This is a genomic window from Amycolatopsis sp. NPDC043889 (assembly GCF_056435645.1).
The window spans coordinates 270507-289470 of sequence record NZ_JBWKEC010000003.1 but is presented as its reverse complement, the minus strand read 5'-3'; the positions used below and the strand labels follow the sequence as shown (position 1 = coordinate 289470).

The following is an 18964-nucleotide window of genomic DNA, read 5'->3' as shown; positions in this document are numbered from 1 at the left end:
TGCCATCCGTTGGTCGCTTCTTGCCCAGGGGTGATCGCGCCCTCCGCCGGAAACCCGTAGGCTTCGCGGTACCGCGCACCTTCCGGGCACCATCACCCGGCCGCGCACACAGGCGGTAATCCGAGAGGGCTAAAGGAATGGCACAGGACATCATCCCGATCGAACTCGGCCTGCCACAGGGTGACGTCGTCACTCTCTGGGCGCCGCGCTGGCGGGAAGACGGCGAGGAGTGGGAAGCCTTCCTCGGCGACGAGGAAGACCTGTACGCCTTCCCGGACGCCGCGCATCTCGCCGCTTTCGTACGGACCTCCGAGCAGCACGACCTGCTCGACCACCCCGCGTGGGAGGTCGTCCCGGCGCTGAACGTGCCCGAGCTCATCCCGGACGACGACCACACCTACGACCTGGTGGGCGTCCCCGAGCTGGTCGCCGAGAAGCCGGACCAGTGGACGCTCGGCGAGCTGGCCGAGATCATCGGCATCGTGCGTTCGCTCGCGGACGTGTGCGAGCTCGAAGAGGTCCACGAAGTCCTCGACGCGCACGAGAGCTTCTCGCTGCTGGACCAGGGCACGCTGCCCTTCTCCGGCCGTGACGGCGAGCGTCTCTGGGCGGACCTGTCGCAGGCGGTCTCCGAGAAGTGGGACACCGTGCTCGACGCGATCGACGGTCTCGTGACCGTCCCCGACGTCGACGAGAAGGTGCTGGAGCAGACCGCGGAGGAACTCGCGACCTTCCTCGCGGAGTCCGCCGAGGCCGAAGCGGCCGCCGTCGACGCGGACCTGGTGGACGACGCGGACGAGGACGACGACGAAGACGACGAGCCCGTCGGCTTCTGGGGCGAGGTCGGCATCGACCCGATCAAGATCATCACCTCCGGCGCCGAGTACTACACGCTGCGCTGCTACCTCGACGACAAGCCGATCTTCCTCGGCAGCGAAGGCGAGATCGACGTCTTCACCTCCGAGAAGGCCCTGATCCGCGCGATCGCGGACGGCAAGGACCTGGCGGACAACGACCTCGCCCAAGTGTCCACTTGGGACGAGGTGGCCACGAAGGCCACCGCCGGTGAGCTCGAGATCGAGGTCGACGCCGAGAACACGTACGTGCTGAACGGCATCGCCGAGGACATCGCCGAAGGCCCGGAGTCGATCGACCCGACCCAGCTGGAGCTGGCCGTCGAGCTGATCACCGACGCCGCCGAGTGGGCCGACGACGACAGCGTCGAAACCGCGCTGGCCGCCAACGAAAGCCTCGGTTGGCTGGTGTCGTTCGTGCTGCGGCCGGACCCCTCGCGCCTCGAGCCGAGCGCTCCGTTCGACGCCGAGCAGTCGGAGTGGCGCAAACTCGTCGAGACCTTCGAGAACAGGCTGGCTGTCGCGCGCTGACTGTGTTGGTTGTCGCGCGCTGACGAAAAGCGCGCCGAAGGGGCGTCGTTCCGCTTCAACGTCGAGTTGAGCGGGGAGGCGCCCCTTCATCGCGTTTTCGTGGGCCTTCGGCCCGAAAGAGGGCGCGCGAGGTGAAGTCTCTCGTCGCGCTGGCGCGCTTCGAGAGACGGTCTGCCGGTCACTTGGTGGGGCGCGCTGGTCTTGGGGCCGTGGCCATGGTCGCTTCGTGGTTGACGGGGACCAGGGCCACGGCGAGTGCGGGGAAGATCGCGGCCACGCAGAACGCCAGGGCGTACCGCGAATCACCGATCACGAGCCCCAGCATCGGCGGTGTCAGGGCCGCGGCGATGTTCTGGCCGGTGTTCTGCGTGCCCATCGCCCGCCCCGCCCACGCGAGCCCGGCCATCTCCGCCGACGCGGTGAACCCGAGCCCGTTGTCGGACACGGTGATCACCGCGGCCAGGACCAGCGCGAGCAGCACCAGCCACGGCCACGTCGCGTCCCCGAGCGCGACCAGCAGCATCACCGCGGCGCTCGCGACCGCCAGCCGCCGCATCGGCCGCAGCCTGCTGCCGGCGCGGTCGGACCAGTAGCCCGACGCGATCCTGCCCAGCGCGCCGAGGATCTGGACGGCGCCGACGAACCAGCCCGCGGACGCCGCCGTCCAGCCGTGCATGGTCACCAGGTACACGGGGGTGAACGCGGAGACCGCGAACTGCGGGACGACGAGCAGCGCGCTCGCGCCGTGGACCCGCCACAACGCCGGCTTCCGGTACGGCGACGGCGGTTTCTCCACCTTGCCCGCTTCGGCCTCCGGGCGCGGCGGATCGACCAGGAGCCAGGCGACCAGGAGCGCGACACCGATCGCGGTCAGCGCGGGCAGCAGGAGCGAGACCTGGAAGCCCCAGCGGTCCGCGAGCGGCGGGAGCCCGAAGGCGGCGACACCCACCCCGAGCGGCTGGGCCATCTGGCGGATGCCCATCGCGAGGCCGCGTTCGGCCGGGCCGAACCAGCCGAGGACGGCCCGGCCGCTCGCGGCGTTCACTGACGCGGTGCTCGCGCCGGCGAGCAGGAACACCCCAAAGAGGGTCCCGAGCGAGTGGTCGCCGACGGCGGCGTACACGAGGAGTAACCCCGAGACGCCGAGCCCGATGGCCATTACCAAACGCTCTCCGTAACGGTCCGCCGCCGCACCCCACAAGATCAAGGTGAACAACAGGCCAAGGCTCGGCGCCGCGACCACAGTCCCCGCTTCGGCGAGCGAGAGCCCCTCCGCACTCTGCATCGACGGCACCAGGAACGGGATCCCGTAGAGGAACGAACAGCTCGCGGTCTGCGCGGCGAGACCGAGCGTGAGGATGAGCCAGCGTCGTTTGCCGCCATTCCTCACGTCCACGACCTGCGCCACCTTCGCCACCGTTTCACTATATGGGAACCAACTCCTACATAGTGAACAATAGTTGGCTATGCTAACGAACGCAAGGACGCATACCCCGGCTTGATGACCGTGTTGATGATGTCGAGCCGCTGGTCGAAATCGAGGAAGGCGGATTTCATCGCATTGATCGTGAACCACTCGAGATCGGCCACCCCGTAGCCGAACGCGTCGCTCAGTGCCGCGAATTCGCTGGTCATCGAGCAGCCGCTCATCAGCCGGTTGTCGGTGTTGACGGTGACCCGGAACCGCAGCCTGGCGAGCAGGCCGATCGGATGCTCGGCGATCGAGCGCGCCGCTCCCGTCTGGACATTGGACGTGGGACAGATCTCGAGCGGGATGCGCCGGTCGCGGACGTAGGCGGCCAACCGTCCCAAATGGACCGTGCCGTCGCTGTCGGTCTTGATGTCGTCGACGATGCGCACGCCGTGACCGAGCCGCTCCGCGCCACAATGCTGAATCGCCTCCCAAATGGACGCGAGCCCGAACGCCTCACCGGCATGAATGGTGAAATGCGCATTATTCGTCCGCAGGAACTCGAATGCGTCGAGATTTCTGGTAGGCGGAAAACCGTCTTCCGGTCCGGCGATGTCGAACCCGACCACACCGGCGTCGCGGTAGCGGACGGCGAGGCCGGCGATCTCGAGCGCCCTGGCGTGCTGGCGCATCGCGCAGAGCAACGTCCCGACGCGGATCCGGCCGCCGCCGGCCGCCACTCTCCGTTCACCTTCGGCGAACCCGGCCTGAATGGCCTCGACCACCGCATCGAGTGACAGTCCGCGTTCGACGAAGAGTTCTGGGGCGTAACGCACCTCGGCGTAGACGACGCCGTCGACCGCGAGGTCTTCCACCGCCTCGGCGGCCACTCTGACCAGCGCTTCCTCGGTCTGCATGACGCCACAGGTATGCGCGAACGTCTCAAGGTACGAGACGAGGGAGCCGGAATCGGCCGCGTCGCGGAACCACCGGCCGAGTTCGACGGGATCGCTGGTCGGCAAGGCCCGATACCCGGTCTGTTCGGCGAGTTCGGCGACCGTGGCGGGCCGCAATCCGCCGTCCAGGTGGTCGTGGAGGAGAACCTTGGGAGCGCGGGCCAGTACCGCCTCCGGGATGCTGGGTCTGCTGCTTTCAGAGGACATACGTAACGGTAACCAGCCTGTCATTCCCCTACATGGTGGTAACTTCCGCGAGCCGGTTAACCCTCGGCTTTGTCGATCACGGGCTGAATCGGCCATCAGGGGCAGAGCTCGGCATTGTCCGATACCCGGGGGCCATACGCAGAGCAATTTCGCAATGGATAAGCTTCACGTCACGTCCCTCCCATTTCCCCGCCCACGAAGGACACCGCAGTGACCACTGACAACCACATTGCAGCCCCGTCCTTCGACCGGATGCGCAACATGCTGGTGCGCGCGGCCGAAGTGCGTGAGAGCGAACAGCAGCAGATCTTCGACGCGCTCGACGACATCTACGCACGTCTGGCCCCCGTCGACTCGCTCGGCGCGGTGCGCAAGCGGCTCTCGGAGATGCCCGACCGCACCGAGACCAGCGTGCTCGCCGAACGTCTCGACGAGACCATGTCGCGGCTCGAAGCGCAGGACACCGCGATCGCCGCGCTGACCCGCGCCGTCGAAAGCATCGTCGACAAGCTGGCCAAGCCGTTCGCTCAGCTCGACGGCCGCCTCGACGGCATGGCCGCGCGTCTGGAAGGCGTCGGGGGCCGGATGGACGGGCTCGAGGACAAGCTCCAGAACATCCACCGCCGCCTCGACGAGCTCGGCGCGCACCTCGACAAGCAGGACGTGAGGACCGACGCGCTGCCGCAGTCGGTGATCGGGCCGGTGCGCGAGCGCGTCGAGCAGGCCGAGTCCACCTTGCGGGACCGCGTCGACACCGTCGACCGCGAGCTGCGCACCCGCGTCGAGAACCTCGACAAGGCGACCAAGGAAAGCCTCACCGCGAACACCGAGGCGCTGAAGACCGCGCTGACCGAGACCGGCGAGATGATCGACGCCTCGGAGCGCCTCGACGGCCTCGGCGACCGCCTCGAGAAGGTCACCTCGCGACTGGACGACCTGGCCGAGCGGCTCGACAAGGTCGAGGACGGCTTCACCGGGCGCCTCGGCGACCTCGACGGCTCGATCCGCTCCGGCCTGTCGAAGGTCGAGAGCACGCTGCAGAAGCAGCCGGACACCGACTCGGTCGACTCGCTGGTGCGCAAGAGCAACGACGAGTCCGTGCGCCGCATCGGCGGCCAGCTGGACGAGGCCATGGCGACCTTCGCGGAGCTGATGCTCGGCGGCGGACCGGCCGTGCAGCAGATCGCCCCGCCGCCGCCCGCCCCGCGTCAGCCGCGCCGCAGCTCGCGCAACGGCCGGGCGCCCAAGGCGGCCGACGCCAAGGCGAAGGCCGACGGCGCCGACGAGACCACCGACTGACGCTCTCTTAACGCGTGAAGGCCCCCTTCCTCCGGCTCCGCCGAGGGAAGGGGCCTTCACGCTTCTCCGGCCACGACCTGCGTTTAGCGGGCTAATCGCGATCCGCCCACCCTCAGGCATTTCGTCCTCTGGATGCGGCAGGGCCCAACCTCGACGAGGGTGCACGTCCGAGGCCCGGCGGCGGTCGGGCCGGGTCGATGTCCCCAATGTGACATTGGAGGCGCCCAGTGTCCCCAATGCCACATTGGGGACACTGGCTCCCGGCAAGACCCAGCCGCCACGCCCTGCGCCCCAGGCATTTCGTCCTCCGGATGCGGTAGTTGCACGCGCAAGTACCGCATCCAGAGGACTAAATGCGGGCCTTCAGGACACAGGGATCGCGACCAGGGCCGGCACCACCGACAGATCGCGATTAGGGGGCTAAACGCAGGTCAGGGCCGCACGGTCTCCAGGACGAGCGGAGCGGAGGCCGAGGCCTCCGAGGAGACGGCGTAGGCGTCTTCGAGCGCAGCGAGAGCCGAAGGAACAGCCTCCGGCGTATCGGTGTGCAGCTCCAGCAGCGGCTGCCCCGCCGACACCGTGTCGCCCGGCTTCGCCAGGCACAGGACACCCGCCGCGGCCTGCACCGGATCCTCCTTGCGCGCCCGTCCGGCCCCGAGCCGCCAAGCGGCGACCCCGACCGAGTACGCGTCCAAAGACGTCAAGACACCATCCGAAGGCGCCGAGACGACGTGGACGTGCTTAGGCCGCGGCAGCTCCGCCTCGGGATCCCCGCCCTGAGCGGCGATCATCCGGCACCACGTCTCGTAGGCCTTCCCCGACGCGAGCACCGCCGCCGGGTCCACATCGGACAATCCGGCCAGCGCCAGCATCTCCCTGGCCAAAGCCACGGTCAGCTCGACGACGTCGGCCGGGCCGCCGCCGCGCAGCACCTCGACCGACTCCGCGACCTCGATCGCGTTGCCGACGGCATGGCCCAACGGCACGTTCATGTCCGTGATCAGCGCCGTCGTCGCGACGCCGTGCGCGGTCCCGATCTCCACCAGCGTCCGCGCGAGTTCGCGGGCCTGCGGAAGCGTCTTCATGAACGCGCCCGAACCGGTCTTCACATCGAGGACCAGCCCGGCCGAGCCCTCGGCGATCTTCTTGCTCATGATCGAGCTCGCGATCAGCGGGATCGACTCCACCGTCGAAGTCACATCCCGCAGCGCGTACAGCTTCTTGTCCGCCGGAGCCAGCCCGGAGGTCGCCGCGCAGACCACCGCGCCGACCTCGTCGAGCTGCCGGATGATCTCCGATGTCGACAAAGAGGCACGCCAGCCCGGAATCGACTCCAGTTTGTCCAGCGTCCCGCCGGTGTGCCCGAGCCCGCGCCCGGACAGCTGCGGCACGGCCGCGCCGCAGGCCGCGACGAGCGGCGCCAGCGGCAGCGTGATCTTGTCGCCGACCCCGCCCGTCGAGTGCTTGTCGATCGTCGGGCGGCTGACCTTCAGCTCCAGCCGCTCCCCCGACGAGATCATCGCGCCGGTCCAGCGCGCGATCTCGCCGGAGTCCATCCCCCGCAGGAAGATGGCCATCGCGAGCGCGGCCATCTGTTCCTCGGCGATGTCGCCGCGCGTGTACGCGTCGATCGTCCAGTCGATCTGCTCATCGGTGAGCCGTCCACCGTCCCGCTTCGCGCGGATGACGTCGACGGCGGCGAACGCGCTCATGGCAGGTCATCCGGCCCGAACGCGTCCGGCAGCACCGCGGACATCGGCAGGATGCCACTCGGGGTGTCCACCAGGCAGTCGGATCCGCCGTGCTCGAACAGGATCTGACGGCAGCGCCCGCACGGCATCAGCAGATCACCGGCGCCGCTGCGGCAGGCGACGGCGACGAGCTTGCCGCCGCCGGTCAGCCGCAGCTGCCCCGCCATCGTGCATTCCGCGCACATTCCCAAGCCGTACGAAGCGTTTTCGACGTTGCAGCCGACGACGATCCGACCGTCGTCCACCACGCCCGCCACACCGACGTGCAGACCCGAGTACGGCGCGTACGCCGACTTCGCCGCCTCGACGGCCTTAGCCCTCAAGGCTTCCCAGTCGTACTCCGCCATGTCAGTCCTCACCTCGCCGATAGGTGGCGCCGATCGCCTTGGGCGGCCGCAGCCGTTGCGAAGCCACCGCCAGCACGATCAGCGTCACGAAGTGCGCGGTGTACGGGATGAGGTCGCTGGGCAGGTCGTCGTTGGTCCAGTAGATCGCGTACAGCGCGACGGCGCCGACGACACCGAGCGCGGAAGCGATCCACTGACGGCGGAACAACTGCACCGCCACGATCACGGCCAGCAGGATCACCGCGCCGTACAGCAGCGCGAGCACCGCGGTGCCGCCACCGGCGAGCTGGAGGCCGTCCGCGTAACCGAACAGCGCCGCGCCGCCGAGCAGGCCGCCCGGCCGCCAGTTGCCGAAGATCATCGCCGCGAGGCCGATGTACCCGCGGTTGTTGGTCTGGTTCTCCAGATAGTCCGCGCCGCCGGCGAGCAGCACGAGCGACGCGCCACCCATCCCGGCGAGCCCGCCGGAGATGATCATGGCGACGTACTTGTGCAGGTAGACCTTCACGCCGAGGGACTCGGCCGCGACCGGGTTCTCACCGCAGGACCGCAGCCGCAGGCCGAACCGCGTCCGCCACAGCACGAAGTAGCTGATCGGGACCAGCGCGATCGCGATCATCGTCAGCGGCGCGACCTCGGTGACCAGGCCGTTGAGGATGCCGGCGAGGTCGGAGATGAAGACGCGCTGCATCTTCTCCAGATCCGAAAGCCAGTCCGAGAGGAACGTCGCCGAATAGGTGTCGAACTTCGGGACCGGCGGTGACTGGCGCGGGTTCCCCGAAAGCGGGGTGAACACCAGGTTCGCCAGGTACTTCGCGACCCCGAGACCGAGCAGGTTGATCGCCACACCGGAGACGATGTGGTTGACGTTGAAGGTCACCGTCGCGACGGCGTGCAGCAGTCCGCCGAGCGCGCCGAACACGACCGCCGCGATCAGCCCGGCCCAGACACCGCCGTGGTACGCGCCCCAAGCGGCGCCCCAGGTGCCCAGGATCATCATGCCTTCGAGGCCGATGTTGATCACGCCCGCGCGTTCGGCCCAGAGGCCGCCGAGCGCGCAGAGCAGGATCGGCAGCGCCAGCCGCAACGCGGTGTGCGCGGTGTTGGTCGAGGTCAGTGTGTTGACGCCGGTGGCGTACGACGCGATCGCGAGCACACCGACCGCCAGCAGCCCCCAGATGGCTCCCTTGAGCCAGCCGGGCATGCGCCGCTTCGGCGGCTTCACCGGCATGGTGGTCCCACCCGTGTTGGGCGAAAGAACGTCCGCGGTGGTCACACCGCACCTCCCTCGGACACGCTGGAACCCTTGCGGCCGTTGCCTGCCAGCGCGCGACCGACACGACGCTGTTCGGCGGCCAGGTCCGCGCGGCGCACGATCTCGTACGCGATGACGACCGACAGCACGATCACGCCCTGCATGATCGTGGCGATCTCTTTGGACACGTTGATCTGCTCCAGCGACACCGCGGACCGGTCGAGGAACGCCCACAGCAGGGCGCCCAGCGCGATGCCCGCCGGGTGGTTGCGGCCGAGCAGGGCGACCGCGATACCGGTGAAGCCGTACATCTGGGTCGAGGTGATGCCGTAGCTGAAGTCGCGGCCGAGCAGTTCCGGCATCGCGACCAGGCCGGCGACGCCACCGGAAAGCAGCATCGCGATCAGCGTCATCTTCTTGGCGTTCACGCCACCGGCGGCGGCCGCCGTCGTCGATTCGCCGGAGGCCTTCAGCTCGAACCCGAACCGGGTCCGGTTGAGCATGAACCAGTAGGCCGCGCCGATCAGCGCCGCGATGAACACGAAGCCGAACAGCTCACCGGAAAGGATCGGGATCCCCGGGATCCGGCCGGTCTCGGCGATCTCGCGGGTGGCGATGTTGTTGCCGGTCTGCACGCCGAACTGGTCCGCGTTGACCAGGAACGCCACGATGCCGCCGACGATCGCGTTCAGCATGATCGTCGAGATGACCTCGGAAACACCGCGGGTCACCTTCAGCACGGCCGGGATGGCCGCGTACAGCATGCCGCTGGCCACCGCGACGACCAGGATCGCCAGCACGTGGATCACCGGCGGCAGCTGCAGCGCCCCGCCGATGATGGCGGTGACGATGGCGGCGAACCGGTACTGACCTTCGACACCGATGTTGAAGAGGTTCATCTGGAAGCCGATGGCCACCGCGAGCCCGGACAGGTAGTAGACCGTCGCGAGGTTCACCGTGTCGACGGCGGTCGAGCCCTTGAAGAGCTGGCCGATCATCGTGCCGTAGGCCTGGAGCGGGTCGGCGCCCGAGATGATCAGCGCGATGGCCGTCAGGATGACCGCGAATACGATCGCGAGCAGAGGCGGCAGCAGCCTCGTACGCCAGCTACTCACGTTGCACCTTCTTCAGTGTCTTCGGAGGCACCCGTCATCGCGGAGCCCAGTTCCTGCGGGGTCACGGTCGCGGGGTCGGCCTCGCCGACCAGTCGTCCGCGCAGCATGACCTGAATGGTGTCGGAAAGCCCGATCAGCTCGTCGAGGTCGGCCGAAACCAGCAGCACGGCCAGCCCGGCCGCGCGCGCCTGGCGGATCTGTTCCCAGATCAACGCCTGCGCGCCGACGTCGACACCGCGCGTGGGATGCGACGCGATCAGCAGCACCGGGTTGCCGGAAAGCTCGCGCCCGACGATCAGCTTCTGCTGGTTACCACCCGAAAGCGCGGCGGCGGGGACATCGATGCCCGGCGTGCGGACGTCGTACTCCTCGACGATGCGGCGGGTGTCCTCCCGCGCCCCGTCGATGTCGAGCAACTGTCCTTTCGCGACCGGCTTGCGGGTCTGGTAGCCGAGGATCCGGTTGACCCACAAGGGTTGCCTGAGCAGAAGGCTGTGCCGTGTGCGGTCTTCGGCGATGTAGCCGATCCCGGCCTCGCGGCGGGCGAGCGTCCCCAGTTTGTGCAGCTCGACGGTCTTGCCGTCGGCCCCGGTCAGTTCGATCCGGCCGCCGCCCTTGCGCATGCCCATGATCGTCTCGACGAGTTCGGTCTGGCCGTTGCCTTCGACGCCGGCGATCCCGAGCACTTCACCCGCGTGCACGGTGAAGGAGATGTGGTCGAGCACGTTGCGCTCGGAGCCCTCGACGCTCAAGCAGACGTCGTCCAGGCGGAGGACCGGCCGATCGGTCACAGTGGACTCACGGGTCTCCGGACTGGGCAGCTCCGTGCCGACCATCATCTCGGCCAGCTGACGTGAGGTGATCGTCTTCGGATCCGCCGTGCCGACGGTGGTGCCGCGCCGGATCACGGTGACCGTGTCGGCGATCGCGCGCACCTCGTCGAGCTTGTGCGAGATGAAGATGAAGGTGAAGCCGTCCTTCTGCATGGCGCGGACGGTCTCGAACAGCGCGTCGACCTCCTGCGGGACGAGCACCGCGGTGGGCTCGTCGAGGATGATGATCCGGGCGCCGCGGTAGAGCACCTTCACGATCTCCACGCGCTGGCGGTCGGCGACGCCGAGTTCTTCGAGCAGCGCGTCCGGCCGGGCGTGCAGGCCGACGCGTTCGGCCAGCTCCGCCAGCTTCGCCCTGGCCGCGCGGCCGATGCCGTGCAGGTTCTCCGCGCCGAGGAAGACGTTCTCCCCGACGGTCAGGTTGTCGGCCAGCATGAAGTGCTGGTGGACCATCCCGATCCCGGCCTTGATGGCGTCCTGCGGGTTGCGCAGTTTCACCGGTTCGCCGTTGATCGCGATGTCGCCCTCGTCCGGCTGCTGCATGCCGTAGAGGATCTTCATCAGGGTCGATTTGCCCGCGCCGTTTTCGCCGCAGACAGCGTGCACCTCGCCCTTGGTGACGGTGAGGTTGACGTCGGAGTTGGCGACGACACCGGGGAACCGCTTCGTGATCCCGGTCAGCTGCACGGCCGGTTCACCCCGGTCGGGGGCGTCGGTGACCTCGGCCTGGGGAGCGCTCATGAAAAGCCATCCAGTTCTGGGTAAACAGGTTGGGGCTCGGAAGGGGTTACCCTCCCGAGCCCCGTACCTGGTGAAGCTTACTTCTGCGGCTTGTCCGAGACGGTGATCGCCCCGGAGACGATCTGCGCCTTGTACCCGTCGAGGACGTCCTTGATGTCGTCGACCTTGCCACCGGAGGTGGCGTAGCCGATGCCGTCGACCTTGAGGTCGAACCGCTTCGGCAGCGACGTCAGGTCGCCCTTCGCCAGCGCGCGCAGGTAGTCGAACACCGCCACGTCGACGCGCTTGAGCATCGAGGTGATGATGACGTCCTTCGACGCCTCGACCGTCTTCTGGTTGTACTGGTCGGAGTCGACGCCGATGGCGAACGCGTTGTTCGACTTCGCGGCCTCGAAAACGCCCTTACCGGAGGCGCCGGCGGCGTGATAGATCACGTCCGCGCCCTTGGCGATCTGGGCGGCGGCCTTCACGTTGCCCTTCGCCGGGTCCTGGAACCCGGAGAAGTCACCGGCCGGGGTGAGGTACTCGTCCTCGATCTTGGCCTTGGTCGAAGCGGCCTTCACACCCTGGAGGAAGCCGGCCTCGAACTTCTGGATCAGCGGCGTGTTCACGCCACCGACGAAGCCGACGTGGCACTTCTTCGACTTGTAGGCGGCGGCGACACCGGCCAGGAACGAGCCCTGCTCCTCGGCGAAGACGAGCGAGGTGACGTTCGGGGCCTTGACGGAGTCGTCGTCGACGATCGCGAACTGGGTGTTCGGGTACTTCGGCGCGATGGCGCCGACGGCCTTGGCGTAGGCGAAGCCGACCGCGATGATCGGGCTGAAGCCCTGCGAAGCGAGCTGGTCGAGACGCTGCGACTTGGCGGCCTCGTCCTCGGTCGCGGCGGCGGTGCTTTCGGTGACCGTCGTGACGCCGAGCTCGGCCTTCGCCTTGTCGGTACCGGCGGCGGCGGAGTCGTTGAACGACGCGTCGCCGCGGCCGCCGACGTCGAAGGCCAGCGCGACCTTGAGCTTGCTGCCGTCGACCTTCTCGGTCGACTGCGCGGAGCTGCTCGACGCGGCCGGCGCGGCGGGCGGCTTCGGCGCCGTCACGCAGCTGGCGGACTGGTCCCCAGAGCCCGCGTTGTTGTTGTTCCCCGCACCTGAATCCTTCGCGCATCCGGCCAGTACCAGAGCACCGGCCATGGCGGCGGCGGCCAGCGCGGTTCCACGCATGCGACGCAACGTGTGTCTCCCTCCCCGCTGATCCAGCGGATGGTCCGAAGAAAGCGACCCGGCGACGCTGCCGGGTTCGACCGAGAGACGGTACCTAACGGCCGCTTTGCCGCCATAGGAAAGGCACGCTACGTAACACAAACGTTTACTCATGAGTCGTACGCGCGACGAATGGAGTACTCACCGTGATCACAACGGAGTAATCGCAGGCAGCACTCGGCCCACCGGCCGCGGGGAAGACCCAAGATCGTCACGCACCGTTCAGGGTGCCCCCCGACAACCCTCGCGTCCACAGTGGACGAACCGGTGAGTTACCGGCCCGCATCACCCGATCGGGCAAGGGTCCCGATGTCTGGTCCATCACACAGAGGAACCCGGAGGTGAGCCCACCGTGAGGTGCGGGTCTAGCATCCCTGGTATCCACGCTCGATGACCATGATCTCGGCACCGTCGCCGGAGCCGTCCCCAGGTGGACGTCCCGGCGGCAGGCGCGGAAACCAGCGGTCAACGGGCCCAAGCCATGACGTTGGAGGCCGTTCACCGATGTCCACCACGGCTAGCACCGCCACCGAGGCGGCCGCGAGCGATCGGGCGGGTGCCTCACGCCGGCAAGGGACCTTCTACCGGGGCGACCCCGGTATGTGGTCCTGGGTGCTGCACCGCATCACCGGCGTGCTGACATTCTTCTTCCTTTTCGTGCACGTGCTCGACACCGCGCTCGTGCGCGTGTCGCCCGACACGTACAACGAGGTCATCGAGACCTACAAGACCCCGCTGGTCAACCTCCTCGAGGTCGGCCTGGTCGGCGCGGTGCTGTTCCACGCGCTCAACGGCATCCGGGTCATGCTGGTCGACTTCTGGGAGAAGGGACCGAAGTTCCAGAAGCCGATGCTCTGGACCATCCTGGCCATCTGGGTCGTGGTGATGATTCCCGGTGCCTTCTTCATGATGAAGCGCACCGTCGAAGTTATGTTCGGGGGGCACTGACCATGGCAACCGAAGTTCTCGCACTCGACAAGCCGCGTTCGCCGAAGCGCCCGGCCGCCCGCCGCAGCAACTTCGAGCTCTACAGCTGGCTGTTCATGCGCATCTCGGGCCTCGCGCTGGTCGTGCTGGTGCTCGGCCACCTGTTCATCATGAACATCCTCGACGGTGGCGTGCACCGCATCAACTGGGGCTTCGTCGCCGGCCGCTGGGCCTCGCCGTTCTGGCAGTTCTGGGACCTGTCGATGCTCTGGCTCGCCGAGATCCACGGCGGCAACGGGCTGCGGACGATCATCGACGACTACGCCCGCAAGGACAGCACCCGGTTCTGGCTGAAGATCGTGCTCTACGTCTCGATGGTGCTGATCCTCGCCGTCGGCACGATGGTGATCTTCACCTTCGATCCCGGCATCTCGGCCAACTGACGGCCCCACCACACACGTAAAGCGGAGTTCTCAATGCAGTTCCACAAGTACGACGTGGTGATCGTCGGCGCCGGTGGCGCCGGCATGCGCGCGGCCATCGAATCCGGCCAGCGTGCCCGCACCGCGGTCCTCACCAAGCTCTACCCGACGCGTTCGCACACCGGCGCCGCCCAGGGCGGTATGTGCGCCGCGCTGGCGAACGTCGAAGAGGACAACTGGGAGTGGCACACCTTCGACACGATCAAGGGCGGCGACTACCTGGTCGACCAGGACGCCGCCGAGATCATGGCGAAGGAAGCCATCGACGCGGTCCTCGACCTCGAGAAGATGGGCCTGCCGTTCAACCGGACCCCCGAGGGCAAGATCGACCAGCGCCGTTTCGGCGGGCACACCCGTGACCACGGCAAGGCCGCGGTGCGCCGCGCCTGCTACGCCGCGGACCGCACCGGGCACATGATCCTGCAGACGCTCTACCAGAACTGCGTCAAGCACGGCACCGAGTTCTTCAACGAGTTCTACGTGCTCGACCTGGTGCTGACCCCGGACGAGGACGGCAACCCGATCGCGTCCGGCGTCGTCGCCTACGAGCTGGCGACCGGTGAGCTGCACGTCTTCCAGGCGAAGTCGATCGTGTTCGCCACCGGCGGCGCGGGCAAGATCTTCAAAACGACGTCGAACGCGCACACCCTCACCGGTGACGGCCTCGGCATCATCTTCCGCAAGGGCCTGCCGCTGGAGGACATGGAGTTCTTCCAGTTCCACCCGACAGGTCTGGCCGGGCTCGGCATCCTCATCTCCGAGGCCGTGCGCGGTGAGGGCGGCATCCTCCGCAACGCCGACGGCGAGCGGTTCATGGAGCGCTACGCCCCCACCATCAAGGACCTCGCGCCGCGCGACATCGTCGCCCGGTCGATGGTGCAGGAAGTGCTGCAGGGCCGCGGTTGCGGGCCGAACAAGGACTACGTCGTCCTCGATGTCACGCACATCCCGGAAGAGACGCTGAACGCGAAACTGCCGGACATCATGGAGTTCTCGCGGACGTACCTGGGCGTCGACCCGGTGACCGAACCGGTGCCGGTGTTCCCGACCTGCCACTACGTGATGGGCGGTATCCCGACCAACGTCCACGGCGAGGCGTTGCGGGACAACGAGAACGTCATCCCCGGCCTGTACGCCGCGGGTGAGGTGGCGTGTGTGTCCGTGCACGGCTCGAACCGGCTGGGCACCAACTCGCTGCTCGACATCAACGTGTTCGGCCGCCGCGCCGGCATCGCCGCCGCGGAGTACGCGTTGGCGCACGAGCACATCGAGCTGCCGGAGAACCCGACTCGCGTGGTGGAAGACCAGCTCGCGCTGCTGCTTTCGGAACACGGTGACGAGCGCGTCGCCGACATCCGCACCGAGCTGCAGCGGACCATGGACTCGCACGCCTCGGTGTACCGCACCGAGGACACGCTCAAGCAGGCGCTGACCGACGTGCAGGCGCTGAAGGAGCGGTACAGCCGGATCACCGTGTCGGACAAGGGGAAGCGGTACAACACCGACGTCCTCGAGGCCGTCGAGCTGGGCTTCCTGCTCGAACTGGCCGAGGTCCTCGTCGTCGGCGCCCTGGCGCGCAAGGAATCCCGCGGCGGGCACGCGCGCGAGGACTACCCGAACCGCGACGACACGAACTTCATGCGGCACACCATGGCCTACAAGCAGGGTGAAGGCCTGACGGCCGACGTCCGCCTCGACTACAAGCCGGTGACCTTCACCCGCTACGAACCGATGGAGCGGAAGTACTGATGACCACGGCCACCCCCGAGAAGTCGGAGGCCGTGTCCTCCGACCACACGCCGATCACCGTCACGCTGAAGATCCTCCGGTTCAACCCCGAAGTCGACACCGAGCCGCACTGGGAGTCCTACGACGTCCCGGCGCAGCGCACCGACCGGCTGCTGAACCTGCTCTTCTACGTGAAGGACTACATCGACGGGACGTTCTCGTTCCGGCGCTCGTGCGCACACGGCGTCTGCGGTTCCGACGCGATGCAGATCAACGGCATCAACCGGCTGGCGTGCAAGGTCCTGATGAAGGACCTGCTGGAGACCAACGGCAAGAAGACGACCATCACCATCGCGCCGATCAAGGGTCTGACCACGCTCAAGGACCTTTACGTCGACATGGACCCGTTCTTCGAGGCGTACAAGGCCGTCAAGCCGTACCTCATCGCCTACGGGAACGAGCCCACGCGCGAGCGGATCCAGTCGCAGGCCGACCGCGACCGGTTCGACGACACGACCAAGTGCATCCTGTGCGCCTGCTGCACGTCCTCGTGCCCGGTGTACTGGAACGACGGCTCGTACTTCGGCCCGGCCGCGATCGTCAACGCGCACCGGTTCATCTTCGACTCGCGTGACGAAGGCGCCGAAGAGCGTTTGGACATCCTGAACGACTCCGAAGGTGTCTGGCGCTGCCGGACGACGTTCAACTGCACCGATGCCTGCCCGCGCGGCATCCAGGTCACGAAGGCGATTCAGGAAGTGAAGCGCGCTCTGCTCTTCAAGCGCGTCTGACCACTCCTCGCTGCGTGGCGTGCTGCACCCCAGGGCAGCGCGCCACGCAGAGCCTGCCAAGCAGGACGCGGTTTTGGCGGTAGCCTGACCCCGTGCCGACCACTACACACTCCGCGTTCGCTCCCGCTGCGCATCGCCATCTCGACGATGCGGAATACCTGCACAAAGCCAAGCGCTGGGCGAACGCGGATCACCTGACTGGTTTCGCAGCGGAATGCGGCCTCAAGGCCATCCTGATTTCATACCTCGGCGGGAAGCTGACCGAGAAAGGTATGCCAACTCACGACCACATCCCATCCGGCAGTAAAACCTACGGTCACATCGATCGACTTTGGGATCAGCTCGGCGCTACAGTCGCAGGAAGAAATGCGGCACAGTACAGCGCGTTGATCTCGGCTCCGAATCCATTCGCTGCCTGGAAGGTCGATGAGCGCTACAGTGACAGTACACATATTGACGAAACTCGCGTCACGCAACATCTAGCACAAGCCAAGCGGATCCTTAGCCTCCATGAGCAAGCACAAATCAACGGGGCATTACTATGACGATCAGGTTCGACGCAGCTTGGAACAACGTGATCGAAGTTGCTGACAATGCCAGTCGAAGTGGTCTTGAAGTTGTCGTTGTTCGCGACATACTCGGGCGAATTTCCATATTCGTAGACGGCGATACATCCTTGTCCGTCAGTGAGCTCTCTGAAAAAGTAAATAGGGCCGCAGGGAACTTCGCAGCATCAAAGCCCGTGGTCCTCGCATCTGAACTCTTTGATCGCGACGCAGTGATGAAATCACCCGACCTCATAACGATCTCAACAGGTCCAGGTCCCAGGAAGCTCTCGTTCCTTGAACGAGGAATAGTTGGGGCCGACTGGACCAGATCCAACGAACCCTCTCGCTTGCGCCGAGCCGCCCTCTACGGCTTCAAGGGGGGAGTTGGAAGGTCAACTGCTACTTTTATGCTGGCCCAGCATCTTGCCAACCTCGGCAAGTGCGTACTAGTGATTGACTTAGACCTTGAATCACCAGGCGTGAGCGCGCTGGCGCAAGATTTCAACGACCTATCCGAGCACGGCATAGTGGATTTCCTTATCGAATCCACCGTGAACAACACAGAAGATTTACAAATTGTAAGCAGAAGTCAAGTAATACAAGGGGAAAATAATGGCGAGGCATGGCTTGCCCCTGCGGGCGGACGGAATCTTTCCGGCTACCTCGCCAAGCTGAATCGAATTTACGCCGACCTTCCGGGCGACGAAACACATCAACCGAAGAGCTTTTCGGCCAGGATAGACGAAGCAATACGAAGCGCCGAGGATGCCGTTACAGAACTTAGTCGCACACCTGACGTCGTGCTACTCGATAGCCGCGCTGGCGTGCACGATATCGCCGCCGTCGTGCTTACCCAACTTAGCTCAATCAACTTCCTATTTGGTGCCGACAGTCCTCAAACATGGACAGGGTATCGCATCCTGTTCGAGCAATGGAAAATTGCCGGAAAGGCACGGGAGCTAGGCGAGAAGCTTCAAATGGTTTCTTCTCTGACGCCCGATAAGGACCGCGAAAATTACCTGTCAAGTTTTCGCGATCATGCCCAAGAAGCCTTCGCCGAGACACTCTATGAGGAGACCGAGGGCAGCCAGCTGGATGCCTTTAACTTCTCAGTCGACGACGTAAGCGCACCTCACTCCCCATTGCCAATTTCTTTCAATTCGGATCTAGTGGCACTTGATCCGACCAGGCAGCCAAATTGGCACAGGCAACAACTTATCCAAGCGGCATTTAAAGATTTCCTTACACCTGCCGCCGATCTCATACTTGGATACGACCAATGAACGATTTAACAACCCACCAGTACCGGAAGCTGCTCGAAACAGCCCTCCCGATTACCGCAGATTCCGACACCACAGAAGTTCAGCGGGAAACTCTCTTTACACCAGGAAGCCATCGGAGCGCATTGGAGCCAGACGTCACCGTCGTAAAAGGTGGGCGAGGCGTCGGAAAAACCCATTGGTTCAAGGCTCTTATGAACGCCGACCTGAGGGAAATTGCAGCCAAGGACTACCAACTCCCCAGGCTGCTCAAGGTTGAATCTCTCGCCGGCTACGGCTCAGCCCTTGCTCCTGCCCAGTACCCCAGCACGCGATCCCTCGAAAAGCTGACTTCTTCCGGAGTGCCCCCCGTCGACATCTGGACCGTGGTCGCACTTAAGGCACTCGGCGTACCCGCAGTCAACAACCTCGACAACTGGGAGTCTCGCGCTGCATGGATTAAAAAAACCAGGAAGAAGTTGAAGTCGCACTGGCGGACGCAGATCAGGAAGCCGGCAGAAACGGGATTACAAGGCTTTTTCTATTCGATGCCCTGGATCGACTACATGGAAACCGGCAGCAAGCCGACCAACTCGCTGGCGGAATTCTCGAATTTGCCCTTAACTTGCGGCTAACTACCCGAAATTTGCGCGCAAAAGTATTCATTCGACAT

The 18964-nt window shown here is 66.0% G+C and carries 17 protein-coding genes; 9 read left to right on the top strand and 8 right to left on the bottom strand.

All coding sequences use genetic code 11. The features are described from left to right. The first annotated feature begins 137 nt into the window (after nt 1-137). Nucleotides 138-1385, top strand: a complete 1248-nt coding sequence (locus AC0685_RS09390; RefSeq protein ID WP_478225096.1) for a primosomal protein — start codon at nt 138-140, stop codon at nt 1383-1385. Between the two features lie 178 nt (nt 1386-1563). Here the strand turns inward: AC0685_RS09390 and AC0685_RS09385 are convergent, their stop codons facing one another. After that, a complete protein-coding gene (locus tag AC0685_RS09385) occupies nt 1564-2802 on the bottom strand; it encodes an MFS transporter (protein WP_478225095.1) in 1239 nt (412 codons plus the stop codon). A 47-nt stretch (nt 2803-2849) separates the two neighbouring features. Further along, complete coding sequence (locus tag AC0685_RS09380; RefSeq protein ID WP_478225094.1) at nt 2850-3959, bottom strand: adenosine deaminase; 1110 nt, start codon at nt 3957-3959, stop codon at nt 2850-2852. A 210-nt stretch (nt 3960-4169) separates the two neighbouring features. On the opposite strand from AC0685_RS09380, the gene AC0685_RS09375 reads away from it, so the two are divergent. After that, the gene (locus AC0685_RS09375) at nt 4170-5258 is read left to right on the top strand and encodes a PA containing protein (protein WP_340684609.1); all 1089 of its coding nucleotides are present in this window, start codon (nt 4170-4172) and stop codon (nt 5256-5258) included. Nucleotides 5259-5689: 431 nt separating this feature from the next. Here the strand turns inward: AC0685_RS09375 and AC0685_RS09370 are convergent, their stop codons facing one another. From AC0685_RS09370 to AC0685_RS09345, 6 genes are all read right to left on the bottom strand, one after another. Continuing rightward, nucleotides 5690-6970, bottom strand: a complete 1281-nt coding sequence (locus tag AC0685_RS09370) for a thymidine phosphorylase (protein WP_478225093.1) — start codon at nt 6968-6970, stop codon at nt 5690-5692. Beyond that, complete coding sequence (locus AC0685_RS09365; protein ID WP_340684611.1) at nt 6967-7356, bottom strand: cytidine deaminase; 390 nt, start codon at nt 7354-7356, stop codon at nt 6967-6969. Before AC0685_RS09365 ends, AC0685_RS09370 begins: the two co-directional genes overlap by 4 nt. 1 nt (nt 7357) lies before the next feature. Next, complete coding sequence (locus AC0685_RS09360) at nt 7358-8632, bottom strand: ABC transporter permease (RefSeq protein ID WP_478225092.1); 1275 nt, start codon at nt 8630-8632, stop codon at nt 7358-7360. Beyond that, on the bottom strand, nt 8629-9726 hold the full coding sequence (locus AC0685_RS09355) for an ABC transporter permease (RefSeq protein WP_478225091.1): 1098 nt from the start codon (nt 9724-9726) through the stop codon (nt 8629-8631). Before AC0685_RS09355 ends, AC0685_RS09360 begins: the two co-directional genes overlap by 4 nt. Then, entirely contained in the window at nt 9723-11300 is a 1578-nt protein-coding gene (locus tag AC0685_RS09350) for an ABC transporter ATP-binding protein (RefSeq protein WP_478225090.1), read from the bottom strand. Before AC0685_RS09350 ends, AC0685_RS09355 begins: the two co-directional genes overlap by 4 nt. A gap of 77 nt (nt 11301-11377) precedes the next feature. Beyond that, on the bottom strand, nt 11378-12517 hold the full coding sequence (locus AC0685_RS09345) for a BMP family lipoprotein (RefSeq protein WP_340684615.1): 1140 nt from the start codon (nt 12515-12517) through the stop codon (nt 11378-11380). A gap of 543 nt (nt 12518-13060) precedes the next feature. Here AC0685_RS09345 and sdhC point away from each other — a divergent pair. The 7 genes from sdhC to AC0685_RS09310 all read left to right on the top strand — a co-directional run bounded on the left by sdhC (nt 13061) and on the right by AC0685_RS09310 (nt 18926). Then, on the top strand, nt 13061-13504 hold the full coding sequence (gene sdhC, locus AC0685_RS09340; protein ID WP_081809635.1) for a succinate dehydrogenase, cytochrome b556 subunit: 444 nt from the start codon (nt 13061-13063) through the stop codon (nt 13502-13504). Nucleotides 13505-13506: 2 nt separating this feature from the next. Next, nucleotides 13507-13926, top strand: a complete 420-nt coding sequence (locus AC0685_RS09335) for a succinate dehydrogenase hydrophobic membrane anchor subunit (protein ID WP_016331258.1) — start codon at nt 13507-13509, stop codon at nt 13924-13926. A 33-nt stretch (nt 13927-13959) separates the two neighbouring features. Continuing rightward, a complete protein-coding gene (gene sdhA / locus AC0685_RS09330; protein ID WP_478225089.1) occupies nt 13960-15714 on the top strand; it encodes a succinate dehydrogenase flavoprotein subunit in 1755 nt (584 codons plus the stop codon). Beyond that, on the top strand, nt 15714-16484 hold the full coding sequence (locus AC0685_RS09325) for a succinate dehydrogenase iron-sulfur subunit (RefSeq protein WP_378444421.1): 771 nt from the start codon (nt 15714-15716) through the stop codon (nt 16482-16484). The genes sdhA and AC0685_RS09325 overlap by 1 nt, the downstream gene beginning before the upstream one ends. Before the next feature lie 92 nt (nt 16485-16576). Next, a complete protein-coding gene (locus AC0685_RS09320) occupies nt 16577-17029 on the top strand; it encodes a hypothetical protein (protein ID WP_478225088.1) in 453 nt (150 codons plus the stop codon). After that, nucleotides 17026-18315, top strand: a complete 1290-nt coding sequence (locus AC0685_RS09315; protein ID WP_478225087.1) for a KGGVGR-motif variant AAA ATPase — start codon at nt 17026-17028, stop codon at nt 18313-18315. Before AC0685_RS09320 ends, AC0685_RS09315 begins: the two co-directional genes overlap by 4 nt. After that, nucleotides 18312-18926 (top strand): hypothetical protein, encoded by a 615-nt coding sequence (locus AC0685_RS09310; protein WP_478225086.1) that lies wholly within the window; start codon nt 18312-18314, stop codon nt 18924-18926. The genes AC0685_RS09315 and AC0685_RS09310 overlap by 4 nt, the downstream gene beginning before the upstream one ends. Nucleotides 18927-18964: the final 38 nt, after the last annotated feature.

Excerpts from the sequence above, each read along its gene's own strand:
- AC0685_RS09310 (WP_478225086.1), top strand. The coding sequence starts at position 18,312 with ATGAACGATTTAACAACCCACCAGTACCGGAAGCTGCTCGAAACAGCC.
- sdhC (WP_081809635.1), top strand. The coding sequence starts at position 13,061 with ATGTCCACCACGGCTAGCACCGCCACCGAGGCGGCCGCGAGCGATCGG.
- AC0685_RS09325 (WP_378444421.1), top strand. The coding sequence starts at position 15,714 with ATGACCACGGCCACCCCCGAGAAGTCGGAGGCCGTGTCCTCCGACCAC.
- AC0685_RS09350 (WP_478225090.1), bottom strand. The coding sequence starts at position 11,300 with ATGAGCGCTCCCCAGGCCGAGGTCACCGACGCCCCCGACCGGGGTGAA.
- AC0685_RS09390 (WP_478225096.1), top strand. The coding sequence starts at position 138 with ATGGCACAGGACATCATCCCGATCGAACTCGGCCTGCCACAGGGTGAC.
- AC0685_RS09315 (WP_478225087.1), top strand. The coding sequence starts at position 17,026 with ATGACGATCAGGTTCGACGCAGCTTGGAACAACGTGATCGAAGTTGCT.
- AC0685_RS09345 (WP_340684615.1), bottom strand. The coding sequence starts at position 12,517 with ATGCGTGGAACCGCGCTGGCCGCCGCCGCCATGGCCGGTGCTCTGGTA.
- AC0685_RS09370 (WP_478225093.1), bottom strand. The coding sequence starts at position 6,970 with ATGAGCGCGTTCGCCGCCGTCGACGTCATCCGCGCGAAGCGGGACGGT.
- sdhA (WP_478225089.1), top strand. The coding sequence starts at position 13,960 with ATGCAGTTCCACAAGTACGACGTGGTGATCGTCGGCGCCGGTGGCGCC.
- AC0685_RS09335 (WP_016331258.1), top strand. The coding sequence starts at position 13,507 with ATGGCAACCGAAGTTCTCGCACTCGACAAGCCGCGTTCGCCGAAGCGC.
- AC0685_RS09365 (WP_340684611.1), bottom strand. The coding sequence starts at position 7,356 with ATGGCGGAGTACGACTGGGAAGCCTTGAGGGCTAAGGCCGTCGAGGCG.
- AC0685_RS09380 (WP_478225094.1), bottom strand. The coding sequence starts at position 3,959 with ATGTCCTCTGAAAGCAGCAGACCCAGCATCCCGGAGGCGGTACTGGCC.